The sequence below is a fragment of the Kluyvera fluvialis genome, assembly GCF_059725275.1.
In genome coordinates, this window is sequence record NZ_AP046142.1 from 3,196,169 (window position 1) to 3,212,347 (window position 16,179).

General features: G+C 51.4%; 11 protein-coding genes and 1 CRISPR repeat array. Of the genes, 1 reads left to right on the top strand and 10 read right to left on the bottom strand.

Annotation, left to right across the window (positions count from 1 at the left end; genetic code table 11):
• Positions 1-2: 2 nt before the first annotated feature.
• The 8 genes from csy3 to clpS form a co-directional block, all read right to left on the bottom strand.
• A complete protein-coding gene (gene csy3 / locus AC6I4B_RS15100; RefSeq protein WP_497766227.1) occupies positions 3-1,004 on the bottom strand; it encodes a type I-F CRISPR-associated protein Csy3 in 1,002 nt (333 codons plus the stop codon).
• Between the two features lie 10 nt (positions 1,005-1,014).
• The gene (gene csy2, locus AC6I4B_RS15105; protein ID WP_497766228.1) at positions 1,015-1,941 is read right to left on the bottom strand and encodes a type I-F CRISPR-associated protein Csy2; all 927 of its coding nucleotides are present in this window, start codon (positions 1,939-1,941) and stop codon (positions 1,015-1,017) included.
• On the bottom strand, positions 1,938-3,248 hold the full coding sequence (gene csy1, locus AC6I4B_RS15110) for a type I-F CRISPR-associated protein Csy1 (protein WP_497766230.1): 1,311 nt from the start codon (positions 3,246-3,248) through the stop codon (positions 1,938-1,940). The genes csy2 and csy1 overlap by 4 nt, the downstream gene beginning before the upstream one ends.
• 409 nt (positions 3,249-3,657) lie before the next feature.
• Complete coding sequence (gene cas3f / locus AC6I4B_RS15115; protein ID WP_497766232.1) at positions 3,658-6,894, bottom strand: type I-F CRISPR-associated helicase Cas3f; 3,237 nt, start codon at positions 6,892-6,894, stop codon at positions 3,658-3,660.
• Positions 6,891-7,874 (bottom strand): type I-F CRISPR-associated endonuclease Cas1f, encoded by a 984-nt coding sequence (gene cas1f / locus AC6I4B_RS15120; protein ID WP_497766233.1) that lies wholly within the window; start codon positions 7,872-7,874, stop codon positions 6,891-6,893. The genes cas3f and cas1f overlap by 4 nt, the downstream gene beginning before the upstream one ends.
• A 201-nt stretch (positions 7,875-8,075) precedes the next feature.
• Positions 8,076-9,064: direct repeats of the CRISPR family, unit length 28 nt; unit sequence TTTCTAAGCTGCCTGTACGGCAGTGAAC.
• 266 nt (positions 9,065-9,330) lie between these two features.
• Positions 9,331-9,561 carry a DUF2554 family protein gene (locus AC6I4B_RS15125; RefSeq protein ID WP_497766235.1) on the bottom strand — a complete coding sequence of 77 codons (231 nt, stop codon included), beginning with the start codon at positions 9,559-9,561 and terminating at the stop codon, positions 9,331-9,333.
• A 189-nt stretch (positions 9,562-9,750) separates the two neighbouring features.
• Complete coding sequence (gene clpA, locus AC6I4B_RS15130; protein WP_497766236.1) at positions 9,751-12,027, bottom strand: ATP-dependent Clp protease ATP-binding subunit ClpA; 2,277 nt, start codon at positions 12,025-12,027, stop codon at positions 9,751-9,753.
• Positions 12,028-12,056: 29 nt separating this feature from the next.
• A complete protein-coding gene (clpS, locus tag AC6I4B_RS15135; protein WP_064548721.1) occupies positions 12,057-12,377 on the bottom strand; it encodes an ATP-dependent Clp protease adapter ClpS in 321 nt (106 codons plus the stop codon).
• 401 nt (positions 12,378-12,778) lie between these two features.
• Between clpS and cspD the strand changes: the two genes are divergently transcribed.
• Complete coding sequence (cspD, locus tag AC6I4B_RS15140) at positions 12,779-13,003, top strand: cold shock-like protein CspD (protein ID WP_497766238.1); 225 nt, start codon at positions 12,779-12,781, stop codon at positions 13,001-13,003.
• Between the two features lie 78 nt (positions 13,004-13,081).
• On the opposite strand, the gene macB is transcribed toward cspD, so the two are convergent.
• Together macB and macA are read right to left on the bottom strand one after the other, a co-directional pair.
• Positions 13,082-15,022, bottom strand: a complete 1,941-nt coding sequence (gene macB, locus AC6I4B_RS15145) for a macrolide ABC transporter ATP-binding protein/permease MacB (protein ID WP_497766240.1) — start codon at positions 15,020-15,022, stop codon at positions 13,082-13,084.
• Complete coding sequence (gene macA / locus AC6I4B_RS15150; protein WP_497766241.1) at positions 15,019-16,134, bottom strand: macrolide transporter subunit MacA; 1,116 nt, start codon at positions 16,132-16,134, stop codon at positions 15,019-15,021. The genes macB and macA overlap by 4 nt, the downstream gene beginning before the upstream one ends.
• Positions 16,135-16,179: the final 45 nt, after the last annotated feature.

A 16,179-nucleotide genomic window follows, 5' to 3' on the forward strand; every position in this document is an offset into this window, starting at 1 on the left:
CCTTATTCGCTCTTCTCACCGAATACGCCACCGCGAATCAGTACCGCCATCACGTAGTGCTGCTGCTCCGTATCAGGTTTTACCCCTTTGGTTACCCAGTTATCCAATAAGGTGTAAAAATCCATTTTATCTTTTGGCTGGCGACAAGCGACACCACGGCTTGTGACTGAGCCGTAAGGTTCCACAGCAATCGCCCCCAGTTCATCAGTACGCGGATGCCAGGTATCAATAGTGCGCAGTGCATTACCGATTTTCTGTGAGTGGATACCTGCAACCCCCGCCACCTGATATAACACCCGACTTTTCGTGCTATTGCTGTCCAGCACCAGCTCCTGAGACGGGAAGACTTCCTGCCCAGCGCCCAAACGGACCTGAGCCTCGACATTTAGCATGACCCACTGTTCGCCGTTTAATCCCTTAGCAATTACAGCAGCGAGTTCATTCAATGACTTCTCACGGTAGTCAAACTGGCGCAGTGAATAATCATGGCTGTTAAATGTCCATGACTGCTCGCCCGTAGTCACTTTTACCTGAACCTGTTCTGCACCAATTCGGTTACGCCACAGAAAGCGGCCATTCGCCAGATTAGTCGCATAACGGTATGCCAGTTCACCAAAACCGTGTTCCTGTATATACCCCTCAATAACCTGTAAAAGCGCATCCTGATAGGCCATATCATTACAAACGGAAGGCGTAGACAAGTTCCCGAGCACGCGCAGGGTAAAGACTATTTTGAGCGTATCAGCATCGGCAGGTAATGCGGCGACATCTACACGTTGCAGGTTTGCTTTTTGAATTTCGGCATCCAGCTTTGTAGGGTCGCTGGCAATCGCATTTTTCAGGCGATTAGAGATAGTGCCGCGCACGGCCTTTTCTTGTATTTCAATCGGTTGCCAGTTAACACCTTGCCAGTTACCGGCATACATTGTTGCGTCAGAGGTTGCCAGTTTGCGTTCAAATGCCAGCACAGAAGCCGTTTTTACAGAGACAGGAGCCTTTGCCATAGTCATATCCTTATTCATATTCATCATTGTCATTAATCGTGAAATCATCAGCGACTGGCGGCATCGCTGAGCAGTAGTAGCCGGTATCGGTTGTTCGATAGCGCCACAACAGTGGCTCAATGTCGGTTATTCGATGCAGCCCACGCCATTCGCCAACACCGTACACGGCTTCGACAAAAGCAAAAGGTGTGGCAAGATCTCGTGCTTTTTCCACCTCACCCGGAGCGTACAATGCTGAAATACGCTGATAACCACACATTAACGGCACGAGATAACCCGGCATCGGTTTAGGTTGATACTCCCATCGCGCGTCATCCCCCTCTTCTGCTGGTTCAGCCTGATATTTGATGGCAGCAAAATCCAACCAAGCGTCCAGAAGCGGCTTTTCTGGACGCTGTTGATGATGCTCCGCTAACCATCCGCTGCGATCGTATAAAGCAAAACCGGGCATTAGCCGCCACAGGATTTGCCGTAACTGCTTTTCATTTTCGGGGGGATAAAAAATCTGCGGGTCGCGCATACTGATAATGCTGCCACCGGCCAGTTTTTGCCCCTGGCACAGCATTTTCAGATGCCTACACAGCGCGTCTTTACCGTATTCGCCATTGATAATTTCACCTTTACATTCAACCACCAGCGAAACGGTGAGGTGCATCCGCCCTTCTTCATTGAAGGAGGCGGTATTACCTTCTTTAGTCAGCGGATTACGGGTAAGCGCAAATTGATAATCACGGCCAGACGAGTACGCATGAACCTGATGTTCATGGCTAATCACCGAGCAGCCGTCAAAACGAACGCCATATTCTGCGTAAATTTTACGAGAGAGTGCATGGACATAGCCCAGAAAATGGGTGATGGCCGGAAATCCCCAGGTTAATCCCGCCACGGCATTAGCATTCTCGACGCGTAAATGGGGCAATATCACCAGATAACTCATTTCAGCGCCTCCTGCACAATAGCGTCCATTTCTCGCATCCGTTGGCGGAACAGAGACTGCGTACGCCATTCTCGATATTCAACCGCGCCAACATCCAGGCTCGCTTTTTTCAGTCGATAGTTCAGCCAACGAGCAAAGTCTTCTGCCACACCAGCCTGCCAGCCATCTTTCTCGCGTTCGAGTCTGAATGTTTCATCGGTTTTGCTGCGCCACGGATCAAGCCAAAGCTGTTGGTGTAACGGCATATCGGGGCAATGCTGTGTCCAACCCTGCCATTTTTCCTGCTGGAGGGTTGAGGCTTGCACAAAAAGGAGGTCGATAAGTTCATCAACATACCGCGCCCTGGTTGTGCGGATATGGACATTATTTCGGTCAGCATTCACCGCTAACAGGTGGGTCATGCTGGCGAGCACACCAGACGCAGCCCGATTAAACGCCCCACTACGTGTAAAAAGACTCCGCATATTTTGTGGCGCGCGCGGAAAGGTTATCCACGCAGGGGGCTTTGAAGGCAGTAGCCAAATGCGACCACCGCGCGAACTATTCAGGGCAGATATATTTTGCGGTTTAGTCCCGCCGAAATGCATCTCGGCAAGATTCGGGTAGCGGACATCAGGCTGCGAATGCCATTTTCTGGCCCTATGCGCATCCCGGATGGCTTTCGCCTCTTCGCCAAAACGTGCAGCCACCAGCTTTTCTTGCATCGCCTGCGCCAACGAAGTCGCAAACAACGGGCACAGGAGGTGGTAACCATCATCAACAGGAAAATAGATCTGTTTCGCCAGCTTGTGGGAGGAAGGCTGCGCTGGGGTCAATGCCTGATTAAAGCCATCTACCCATTGTTTCAGTTGCGCTTCGTCTTCAGCCAGTGCCTCCAACGCTTGATAATCGCCACGTTTCAGGCAGTCGAGTAAGGAGTCTCCATCGACAACGGTTTGCAGTAATTTAGCCACATCCAACGCCGCTGCATTACCTACCGCATCAGTAGCAATGCTCGATAGCGAGTCTGTGCTGAGATAATCAGCCTCACTTTCCGTTTCCCGATAAATACTGCTACTTTTCGAATCACCGTGGGTAAACTTCGCCGCATGGGTGACAAGGCTAATTTGCCCAGCGCGTTTTGCGGCATCCGTTAGCCAGTTTCTGGGCTGATAGCGAGCATCCAGATCCTGGCGTTCCTGCGCTATCGCGCTTGCATCCTCCCCCTGCTCCAACCGTTTAGCGGCCATTTTTTCAAAGGCTTCAAACTTCGGCTGCCTTCGCGAGGCGATATAATCGGTGATAAAATTAACTAAATTATCGATCAAAAGTTTCCCTCCCCGTACCTTATAATCCCTAAAAACTTAAAGAAATGAATGAGTTGTATATAACCCCACCAGTTCCAATATGCTGATTAATTGACATCAAGACTGGTTTAGATGCAAACATCCATGATGTAAAAAGCAAAACCGTGCAAAGCACCTTAAAATCGTTATGCATGAACAATACCTCGACAGTATTAAGTATCGGGATTGTAGGACTAGCACGACACAGATTCAACCCCCTATATAATGTTTACTTTTTTAATATAATCTCAGCGTACCTTTGCTCTACTTGAAATCTAGAACTAAATTACTTTAAACTCATAAATTAACCTGTCGAACAGACAGCTTAGAAATATATAAAGTTAACTTTATTAACCCAGTACACTGCTGTACAAGCAGCTCGCGCCCCTTTTCAGGGGGCGCGAAACACACCCAACCACGGGTGATAAAACCAATCTTTAACGGCATCGTCCTCACTGACAGTCACACGAACCTCACCAAATATCTCCCCTATCTGGTCGATTTCTCGATTCTGCTTATCAGCCAGTTTTAGCAAGACTTGTTTGTAATCCACCGCTCCCCAGCAGGCTACGCCGCTGGCACAGGTGAGTTTCTGCAACTTAAAAGTGGCGGCTTTGCCTTCGTTATTGTCCTGGCGGGAGAAAAAGCGTGGCTCACTTTCTTCATCTTTCATGTGCAGGTAAAACACCGCTTCCGGCTGCGAGCATCGAAATGGGGTTCTGCGCTGCATCCAACCGTTCCAGCTCAAAGACTGACGCCACCATTGCGCCGCCACCACAGACGGGCTTTTCGTGCTTAACAACGCATCTTTTAAGCGCTGATGCTCCAGCTCCGCCAGCTTGTTTTCGCCATCCGGTGACAGGATTCTCGGTAACGCATTAATGGTGCGGAAGTCCTGCAACGGGAGCAGTTCCCGCAAATCATGGCTGACAAGCAGATGGGTTTTGTCTTCAAATCCTGGTTTACAGAAGGCAGGCGTTTGGTGCTGTAACGCTTTGATATTGTGACTAAGAATCACCAGATTCTCACTTTGCGGCACAACACGGCGATGGCGTTGAACACGCCCGGCAAACTGGATAATGGAGCGCATCGAACTGGGCTCTATTATTCCCCAATCCGCATCCCAATCTCGCCCCACCTCAATAACCGAGGTTCCGAGCACGACAAAAAGATGATGTTTTTCTGGGCGATGCTGAAGTGCGGCGGCAATATCCGTATTGCGCCAAAGGGCATCCGGTTGATGTCGGGTAAAGGCGCTATCCAGACGGGCTTCAATATCCGAACGCACCGCCAGAGGATGGCGGGCATGATAAACGCAGTAGTGAATGCAAACATCGTCCGGTGAAGGTATCGCCATTAGCGCTTGCGCCACCGCCACCAATGGATTGATATTGGCAAATCTTACCAACCCTAACGACACTGTTTTGCCCGTTTCATGCACCACTTTATGTGCCTGATGTAAGGCTCGCATTTGGGTATGCACGGTGTGAGCCACACTGGCTATCACTTCGTCTGTCGCCGGAGTTGTTGCCTGAACCGCCGCGATACGCCCAAAATGGAGACGCGGCTTTGCAGCCAGCATCTGTGACCGCTTGCTGATAAACGCCTGATGGGTTTCATGAAACGTACGACCATCGGCAATCCGCTCCGCCTGTGCGTGCTTTTCATCAAACCATGCACAACCGATGTTTACGGGCCGATCGTGCCCTCCACACGCAGACTGCCATATTTTGCGCCCAGCCAGGTAAGCAGCAAACAGTGCTTGAATGAGATCTGGCGGCAACGTCGCAGACGAAAGCAGCACGCGAGTTCCCAGCATTCCCGCCCAGTTCATCAACCGGCATACGGCGTAGAGATCGGCAATATCAAAATCGTCTGGTTCATCCAGCACGAGATCGCTGGTTAGTAGCCGTAACATGGCGGGAAGCTGTGAACCACCTCGCACACCTTCCGTTGCAGGAATCAAGTGATCGATAGTTGCCACTAAAATCGGCGCACTGATCAGTGCCTTTAACTTATCATCACCTTGTAACCATTTTTCCAGTACACCCGTATTCATGCTGCCGTCGTAATGAACGTATTGCACTTCATCAGACAACGCATCTTCCGAAGCACTGCCACGATCCGCATCCGGTTTTTCCGCGTTTTTTTGCTGCCACAGCCTTTTTACCGCCGCCGAACCTATCAGCACCGCCAGATCGTCCTCATCCAGACCTAGCCGATCGCGAAGCGCCTCACCGGTTTGCAGCGTTAAAGTCCGCAAGCCTAGTGCTACGGTGAAACGACAGCCTTCCTGCTCGTCTGCCAGTGCATACATGATGCGCGCGTTAGCGTAGGTTTTCCCGCAGCCTGTTGACGCCATGTTGACACCAAAAAAGCCCTCCTGACGGCTATACTCACGTAGCCCACGCGCCACATCCCATGCTTTATTCTGCCAATGATAACGCTCATCGACCGCCCGCTGACTAAACCCTTTATGCCGAGCGATGGCAGGCAGCGAGGCGCGTACTTGTGGCAGTTGTCGCCCCAGTAATAGCGCATGATGAGCCACGCCAACAAGGTGTTCATCCACGCGCTGCTTAAGCTCACCACTCTTTCTGTCACTATTAGCCCACGCGCCATAATCAGGGTCTTGCCACTTTTGCTGAGGGTGATTGGCAGAGTAAAAATGGTCTGCCAACATTAAGCAAAAACGCGCAATATGCAGCGTAAACGGCTGATCCATCTGCCCCCAGGTTTTTAATGACACGGCATTCTGAGTTCGGCGGGCAATCTGTCGCGCCTTTTCTCGCCAGGTACGGCTTTGCAATGGCGTGCCTGACGGAAATGTCCAGACAGACTGGAAATCGCTACGCATCCATTCGTCTTTACGATGATTCAGCGCATTCCAGTCCACATTGAGCTGATTTTCCAGCCAGGTATCACAGTGTTCTGAAGACTCTTTGCTGGCGCTGGGCAAATTTTCCGGTAAACGGTGATGCGATAAAATCAGCCAGGCGACCGTTTTCGCCACCGGAGGCAGCTTGCGAAATGGGCTATCGGTAAACTCTGGGCTATCCTTGCGTAACCGCTCCAGTATGGTTTGCTCATCATTGGGTGAAAGCGTGCCAAGTTTTGCCAACCATTCTTCATCCGTTTGCCCACCGACAAATGCCTGAAAAAGCCGAACGGAGATCCACTCGTGGCGATAAGGTTGATAGCTTTTTGCTTTTTTACTGGTCAGACTCGCCTGGAAACTACGCCCCGACTTACCAAAATCATGAAATAACCCCGCGATTGCCGCCAGTAATGCGATGCTCTCCGCACTTTGCCAACGATGCTCTTCTCGATTAACCGCCAGGCTGCGCGTCGTGCGATGGGTAGGCACTCGCCCTTGAGCATTAAAGCGCCTGAGATTCCCCACCATCCACATTAGTTCCGTTTGGCCATTTTTCTTCAACCAGTGACATGCCACCGCCGTGTTGCGCCTTGCGGTTTTACGTAACAAACGCCGTAACGTATGCACACCTTCGAGGGTGATTGCGGTCTGCCAGGCGGCATCTCCGGTACGCTCGGCAAACTGGTCGATAATCCGGCAACTTTCTTCTCTGGCTCGTTTGGTGCAGCGCGAAATAATCAATACATTCATTGAGCAACCTTACCCAACGATTGTGCCGTTTCCTGAAGCGAAGTAATCATGATGTCTAGCGCATCTGCCTGCTGAAAGACGTTGATGCAACGCTGGCGAAACTCCTGCGTATCTTCTCCCGCCATTGCGGCAATAAATGCCTGCGGCATCACTAGCGCGTCTTTGATCAGATCGGCCAGGTCAAATACCAGGCCGCCGCGACGCGTTTTGCCATGCATTACCGCTAAGCCATGTGGCACACCAGTTACCCACGCCGCTACCGCAGCAAGCCCATAAGCCAGGTAATTTCCCTGATCGAGAAAGCGGTTTGCCATATCGATCCCACCACCGCGCTTAGCCCGTGTAAAATCGCCATAACCCACCGCTTGGCTTGCCGTTTTGTACAGCACTTTAGTCAGCTTGGCTTCCGCCAGCATTAAGAGGGTGTGATCTTTGGCCTGCGACATGCTGTCACTGGCCTGAGTCAGTAAGGTGCGTAATGCCTGAGGGTCTGGTTGAAAAGCTGACTCACGTTGCATCTGCGTACTTAGCCAGCGCTTTTCAATTTGTGCTAGCCGGATTTGCTGAAAACGTTTTGCCGCCTCAAGACGTTGCGATTCATCAAACCAAAACGATACCCAGTGCTGGAGATATTCCGTCGGGCGATATTCGCTTTGTGGACTCAACCATGAAACATCAACATCGACTTCATTGGCTGAATATAATGGCGTGCCGTCAGTGCCACAAAAACCCACCATCACCCCTGCATGAGCAAATTCACGCATCGCAGCCTGAGTAACCGAAGTCCCCATTCCTAGCATCAGCGCGGTGGTATTCGCGATCGGGATATTCCAGTAAAACGACTCTTTCCCCTCGCTGGTGACATACTCGACTCGACCACCATTAACCTGCACACGGCACTTTTCGAGGTAGTAAATATTGGCGCGCTTAGAATGAAGGATGGTTTTGAGATCGGATGGGGTGAAATGGTTCGCAGTCATAAGCACGTCCTGTGATTATTACGTCTCGTTGTTTATTCGAGACAATAAAACATTGTTCCACAGCAGTTTCGTTGGTTTCCATCGCAATTATTAACTTTGCAACTATCTGACAATGCGTAGAGAGAGGATTAAGAGGGATGGGATGAAAGCTGCCAGTGCGGCAGTGAACGTTGTAACGCAACACACTCATGCCCGAGTAATTTTCTAAGCTGCCTATACGGCAGTGAACTGCTGCTGCTGCTGCATTGCGTTCGCGGTATTTTTCTAAGCTGCCTGTACGGCAGTGAACCCGTTCAGACCGGAACTTTCGCTACTGCGATCTTTCTAAGCTGCCTGTACGGCAGTGAACCGGAAAGGAATTCTCCCCTGAATACCCTTCACTTTCTAAGCTGCCTGTACGGCAGTGAACTTCTGTCGTCAGTTGACGCGGTTATTTGTCGATTTCTAAGCTGCCTATACGGCAGTGAACAATGACATCAGAATCCATGATGCAGTCATACTTTTCTAAGCTGCCTATACGGCAGTGAACGCAATCATTGCCCCGATTGCGGCCCGTCGTGTTTTCTAAGCTGCCTGTACGGCAGTGAACTCCCCGTTGTGCGCACCACTTCATGTTTTTTGTTTCTAAGCTGCCTGTACGGCAGTGAACCCCATAACGCTGACATGCTCGTGCCAGTTACTTTTCTAAGCTGCCTGTACGGCAGTGAACGTAGTGATTAGCCGCTCGGCAGTCTGGCGCAATTTCTAAGCTGCCTGTACGGCAGTGAACGGACGTGCTCCCCGGCGAATGGAGCTGCACATTTTCTAAGCTGCCTGTACGGCAGTGAACCAGTGCGGGGATTCTCTCGACGAACGTCGAGATTTCTAAGCTGCCTATACGGCAGTGAACGAAAGTGGAAGCACAATTTTAACCGACGAAGATTTCTAAGCTGCCTATACGGCAGTGAACAGAAGCGAGTCAGAACGTATTCTGTCATCAATATTTCTAAGCTGCCTATACGGCAGTGAACTGTCAGATGGCTGTTGCCCGTTGTTTTTGACTTTTCTAAGCTGCCTATACGGCAGTGAACTTTCTGACCTAGCTCGTCAGCACAGCATGAACTTTCTAAGCTGCCTATACGGCAGTGAACTTATTTACCTGATGGCATGAACATTTCGGCGCTTTCTAAGCTGCCTATACGGCAGTGAACTAGACAATAAACAATCCAGCGTATTGGAATCATTGCACTTTATCAACAAATCCAGCATTTACCCTAATTTTTACTTCACTTATCCAGCCTATAAAAATCAATAAGTTATAAAACATCGAAGAAAAAGGGTTTATCACAGGCGGAGTAAAAACCACCTGCGTAGAAACTAGCACATCACTGGGGTGTATTAAAAATGCGTAAAAGAAGCCCCTGGCGGTTGCTACCACCTCCCTTCTATAGATGGAGATAATGTTGGGTTAAAAAACTTAGTGAAAATGGGTATTAGGTTTTCGTGATTTTTGCCAGTGATGATGCTCACGCAAACCTTCCGCTGACTCCTCCGCCACAATTCGCAGCTCGTCGCTATCAGCTTCATGGCGCAACTGGTGATCGACATTTTTAACCATCAAAAACTCATGGCCTTTATGCCCAGCCATCAACTGACCGGAAAATAATGCACAGGTCAGTAAAATAACTGACAACGCTTTCGTCAACATCCTATCCTGCCACCGTCTTATTACCTTTTGCGATTATGATGCCAACGGCTTCGTCTGGTTGTTATTGACAGTTCAAAGTAACGCAAACAATTTGTCAGCGCGGGTTAGGCTGCGTTAGCGCAGGTGAGTGATATAAAAAAACCGAGCTGTTTCCAGCTCGGTTTGTATTCTACATCGCGGCATTTGCCGTTAATGCGCCGCTTCCGGCTTGTGCTTTTGCGCACTCTGGAAGTCGTAGGTCAGCTCGTTCTTCTCTTTATCGAGCGCCACGGTGACCTGGCCGCCGTCCACCAGCGAGCCGAACAGCAGTTCGTTAGCCAGCGGTTTTTTCAGGTTGTCCTGAATCACACGCGCCATCGGACGCGCGCCCATCGCCCGGTCATAGCCTTTATCGGCCAGCCAGTTGCGGGCTTCCTGGCTCACTTCCAGCGACACGCCTTTTTGATCCAACTGTACCTGCAACTCGACGATGAACTTATCCACCACCTGATGGATCACCTCGGTTGACAGGTGATCGAACCAGATAATGTTGTCCAGACGGTTACGGAACTCTGGCGTAAAGATCTTTTTGATCTCCTCCATCGCGTCGGTGCTGTTGTCCTGCTGGATAAGCCCAATCGATTTACGCTCGGTTTCACGCACACCGGCGTTGGTGGTCATCACCAGCACCACGTTGCGGAAGTCAGCTTTACGACCGTTGTTATCCGTCAGCGTGCCGTTGTCCATCACCTGCAACAGCAGGTTAAAGACATCCGGGTGCGCTTTTTCGATTTCGTCCAGCAGCAGCACAGCGTGCGGATGCTTAATCACCGCATCGGTCAGCAGACCGCCCTGATCGAAACCAACGTATCCCGGAGGCGCACCAATCAGGCGGCTCACCGTGTGACGTTCCATATACTCAGACATATCGAAACGCAGCAGCTCAATGCCCATCGCCTTCGCCAACTGAACGGTCACTTCCGTTTTACCAACACCCGTTGGGCCAGCAAACAGGAATGACCCCACCGGACGATGCTCGTGGCCGAGGCCCGCGCGGCTCATCTTGATAGCTTCGGTCAGCGCATCAATGGCGTTATCCTGTCCGAACACCAGCATTTTGAGGCGGTTGCCCAGCGTTTTCAGCGTATCGCGATCGCTTTGAGAGACACTTTTCTCTGGGATACGCGCAATACGCGCCACCACAGATTCAATATCTGCCACGTTGATCGTTTTTTTACGCTTGCTCACCGGCATCAAACGCGCCCGCGCGCCTGCTTCGTCGATAACGTCAATCGCTTTATCCGGCAGATGGCGATCGTTAATGTATTTCACCGCCAGCTCCACCGCCGCACGTACCGCTTTTGCGGTATAGCGAACGTCGTGGTGCGCTTCGTACTTCGGTTTCAGGCCGTTAAGAATCTGCACGGTTTCTTCAACCGATGGTTCGGTAATATCGATTTTCTGGAAACGACGCGCCAGCGCCCTGTCCTTCTCAAAGATATTGCTGAACTCCTGATAGGTAGTAGAACCCATCACCCGAATTTTACCGCTGGAAAGCAGCGGTTTAATCAGGTTCGCGGCATCCACCTGGCCGCCGGACGCCGCCCCCGCACCAATAATGGTGTGGATTTCGTCGATAAACAGAATGCTGTTGCTGTCCTGCTCTAACTGTTTGAGCAGCGCTTTAAAGCGTTTCTCGAAATCGCCACGATATTTAGTACCCGCCAACAGCGAGCCAATATCCAGCGAGTAGATAGTGCAATCAGCCATGATTTCCGGCACGTCGCCGCGCACGATGCGCCATGCCAGCCCTTCGGCAATTGCTGTTTTACCGACACCGGATTCCCCCACCAACAGCGGGTTATTTTTACGGCGACGGCACAGCACCTGAATGGTGCGCTCCAGCTCTTTATCACGGCCAATCAGCGGGTCAATACCGCCGACACGAGCAAGCTGGTTAAGATTGGTGGTGAAGTTTTCCATACGATCCTCCCCGCCTGCTTGCTCTTCGTTAGTCTGCTGGCTTCCGGCATCAGAAGACTGGCTTGGCTCGTCTTTACGCGTACCGTGAGAGATGAAGTTCACCACATCAAGGCGGCTAACCTCATGCTTACGCAGAAGATAGGCGGCCTGCGATTCTTGTTCGCTAAAAATGGCCACAAGGACATTCGCGCCGGTCACTTCGCTACGCCCGGACGATTGAACGTGGAAGACCGCGCGTTGCAGAACACGCTGGAAACTGAGCGTCGGCTGAGTTTCACGCTCTTCTTCACTGACCGGCAGCACCGGCGTGGTTTGTTCGATGAAGGCTTCGAGTTCCTGACGCAGCGCCACCAGATCGACCGAACACGCTTCCAGCGCTTCACGGGCTGATGGGTTGCTGAGCAGCGCCAGCAACAGATGCTCCACGGTCATAAACTCATGACGGTGCTCGCGCGCTCTGGCGAAAGCCATGTTTAAACTGAGTTCCAGTTCTTGATTGAGCATAGGCACCTCCCCCAATTTTCATGCCTGTATCAGGCTTGTTCCAGCGTACACAACAATGGATGCTCGTTCTCCCTCGCATACTGATTCACCATGGCAACTTTGGTTTCGGCGACTTCTGCCGTAAACACACCACAAATTGCCTTACCTTGATAGTGAACCGTTAGCATCAGTTGCGTGGCACGTTCTACATCATAAGAAAAGAATTTTTGTAACACGTCAATAACAAACTCCATCGGAGTGTAATCATCATTGACCAATATCACTTTATACATTGACGGGGGTTTAAGCCCATCCTGAAGTTTATCTGCCGCAAGCTGGTCGAAGTCCAGCCAGTCTCTGGTCTTACTCATTGTCAGTCATCATCGTCGGTGTCATCTATTGCTGCTGACGAGCCTGTTTACAACATGCGGCTCTGGTTCTCGTATTATTGACGGGTTTTATGACACATCCCCCGCCGCCACGTTACCGTCCGTTTCTGTGTATACAGGTTCTCAATTTACTGTAGATCATAGATAGCTATCACCTATAGCTGCCATTCGCGAACTCTGTCACATTCCCGTCAATAGCGTTAACTGCTTCAAATTTTGATTCATTTTCCCCCTTTCCTCTTCCTCTAACGCTTGACGCTTGGTGCGAAAACTCTAAATTGTACTGGCGAGAGTTGGTGAGGTTTTGAGCAACTCCTGACTCCACCACCGGTTCATTCCATCTACTTATAAACGTATAATAGAGTTACGAAGGATGTCGAAGTATGGAAATGGGTACTGTTAAGTGGTTCAACAATGCCAAAGGGTTCGGTTTTATTTGCCCGGAAGGCGGTGGCGAGGACATCTTCGCCCATTACTCCACCATCCAGATGGATGGCTACAGAACGTTAAAAGCCGGGCAAGCCGTCCAGTTTGATGTCCACGAGGGGCCAAAAGGTAATCACGCCAGCGTAATTATCCCCGTAATAGAAGCAGAAACAGCCGCCTAGTTTACTGCCCCATTGTGTACATCCCGCCGTCAAAATGCCAGTCCTTCTGACTGGCATTTTTTCATTTAAACACCGTAATTATTCCCGCGCCAATGCATCGACCGGATCTAGCCGCGCCGCATTGCGCGCAGGTAGCCAGCCAAAAAGCACGCCTGTTAAGGTCGAACAAATAAAGGCCGTGAGAAGTGCCAACGGTGAGAAACCAATTTCCCAACCAGGCAGCACCAGTTGCAATATTAGCGCAATCATTAGCGATAACATCACGCCCAACGCGCCACCCACCAAACAAACCAGGATGGCTTCAATCAAAAATTGCTGTAGAACATTGCTCGCCCGCGCGCCCACCGCCATACGAATGCCGATTTCCCGCGTGCGCTCCGTCACCGACACCAGCATGATATTCATCACGCCAATCCCACCAACCACCAGCGAAATCACCGCCACCAGCGTTAAGAACAGCTGTAATGTATGTGTGGTGCGTTCTGCGGTTTTCAAGACGCTGTCCATATTCCAGACGAAGAAATCTTTCTTGCCATGCCGCAGGCTCAGCAAGCGGGTAAGCTGCTGCTCGGCAACGCTGCTGTCGTAGCCCTCTTTCACCCTCACGGTAATCGAGTCTAACCACGATTGCCCCATCACACGCCCGGACATCGTGGAATACGGTAGCCAGACACGCAAAGCGCTACTGCTGCCAAACATCGACTGCTTCTCATCCGCCACACCAATGACGGTGGCGGGCATATTGCCAACGAGGATAACCTCGCCCACGACCTTCGGTTTATTGGGGAACAACTGGCGTCGGCTGTTGTTGTCCAGCACCACCACCTGCGAGCGTTCCGCAGCCTGCACCTCATTAAAGGTATTCCCTTCGCTGAAGGTCATGCCGTAGACGTTAAAATAGTGCTGTCCGATACCCTGCGCGCCAGCGGCAACGTCAACATTGCCCGCGCGTATACGCAGGTTTTTTGACACCGACGGCGTCACCGAACTCACCCATGACTGTTTTTCAATCGCCAGCAGGTCGTCATATTTCAATGACTGCCGATACTGCGGGTCGTCATCGCCGAAATCCTTCCCCGGATAGACATCAATGGTGTTAGTGCCAATTGCGCGGATATCTGCCAGCACCATTTGCTTGGCGGCATCCCCGACGACCACAATCGACACCACCGAGGCGATGCCGATAATAATCCCCAGCATGGTCAGCAAGGTGCGCATTTTATTCGCCACCATCGCCCGCCAGGCCATAGAGAGCGCTTCACGGAAACTGTTGCTGAACTGCAACCAGCCAGAGGTGGTTTGCTTCGTTGGCTGGTGTGGCGTGACCGTGGTCTGGCGCGCGGGAGGATTATGGATAATTTTGCCGTCACGAATTTCAATCACTCGCTCGGCCTGCGCCGCCACCTGCGGGTCATGAGTGACGATGATAATGGTATGGCCCTGCTCTTTGAGCTGATGGAGAATCGCCATCACCTCTTCGCCGGAATGGCTATCCAGCGCGCCGGTTGGTTCATCCGCCAGAATCACCTGGCCGCCGTTCATCAGCGCACGGGCGATACTCACGCGCTGCTGCTGGCCGCCGGAAAGCTGCGACGGCGCATAATCCACGCGATCGGCAAGCCCCAGGCGCTGTAGCAACTCTTTCGCACGTACCAGCCGCGCCTTGCGCTCCATGCCCGCATATACGGCGGGCACTTCGACGTTTTGCGCCGCCGTCAGATGCGACAACAAATGATAACGCTGGAAGATAAAACCAAAGTGCTCGCGACGTAACGCCGCCAGCGCGTCGCTGTCGAGCGTGGCAATATCCACGCCCGCCACCCGATAAGTGCCGCTCGTGGGTTTGTCCAGACAGCCGAGAATATTCATCAGGGTGGATTTACCGGAACCTGAAGCCCCGACAATCGCCACCATTTCCCCGGCGTTAATCTGCAACGAAATGCCTTTCAGCACCTCAACGCTTTCATCACCTGAAGGATAACTACGGCGAATATCCGTCAGTTCGAGCAGTGCGGTCATTGTTCGGCTCCGGCGTTGCCTTCACCGATGATCACTTCGTCGCCCTCTTCCAGCCCTTTGGCAATTTCCACGTCCGTATCATTACGTGCGCCAATCACGACTTCACGGGTTTTTACTTCGCCATTGCGCAGTAAGCGCACGTTGTAGCGGTTATCGCCGACGTTATCGCCCAGCGCCGACAGTGGAATCGTCAGTACGTTATTGACGCCGCCGAGTTGGATATGTACCTGCGCGGTCATCTCCAGGCGCAGCACGCCCTGCGGGTTTGGCACTTCAAAACGGGCATAGTAGAAGATGGCGTCGTTGACTTTCTCCGGCGTTGGCTGAATATCTTTCAGCGTTCCTTCGTAGCGGGTTAACGGGTCGCCCAGCACGGTAAACCAGGCTTTCAGACCGGGTTTAAGGTGGATAACATCGGCCTCAGAAACCTGCGCTTTCACCAGCATAGTGCTGAGATCTGCCAGCGTAAGAATATTAGGAGCCTGTTGCGCCGCAATAACCGTTTGCCCTTGCAGTGTGGTGATTTGGGTCACTTCACCCGCCATCGGCGCAACGATACGGGTAAAATCAAGGTTTGTTTTGGCGGTATCAAGCGAGGCTTGATTACGCTTAATTTGCGCATCAATAGTGATAATTTGCGCCTTTTTCACCGCCATTTCCGTCGCGGCGGTGTCGAGATCCTGGCGAGAAACCGCCTGTGTTTTTGCCAACTGTTGTTGTCGCGAATAAGTCACACTCGCCAGCTTCCATTCGGCTTCTGCCTGCATACGCTGGGCGCGCAGTTCCATTAACGTCGCTTCAACCTCTTTTATTTGGTTTTCTGCCTGTTCCGGGTCGATAACCCCTAAAAGCTGATCTTTCACGACTTTATCGCCGATATTTACCGACAGCGTTTTCAACTGCCCGCTGACCTGCGCGCCGACATCGACTTTACGCAGCGCATCCAGTTTACCGGTCGCCAGAACGCTCTGTTCAAGGGAGCCCTTACGCACAATTAACGTTTGATAATTGGGCAACGGCGCATTCAGCGTCCGCCAGACTGCAATAACCACAAAAATAAGAATGGCAATAGCAATCAAATACCGTTTTTTCAATTTTCCCTTGATGTTCATAAAAATCCTGAATTCCCCAGTTAATACGACAGAATGGAAAAGTTA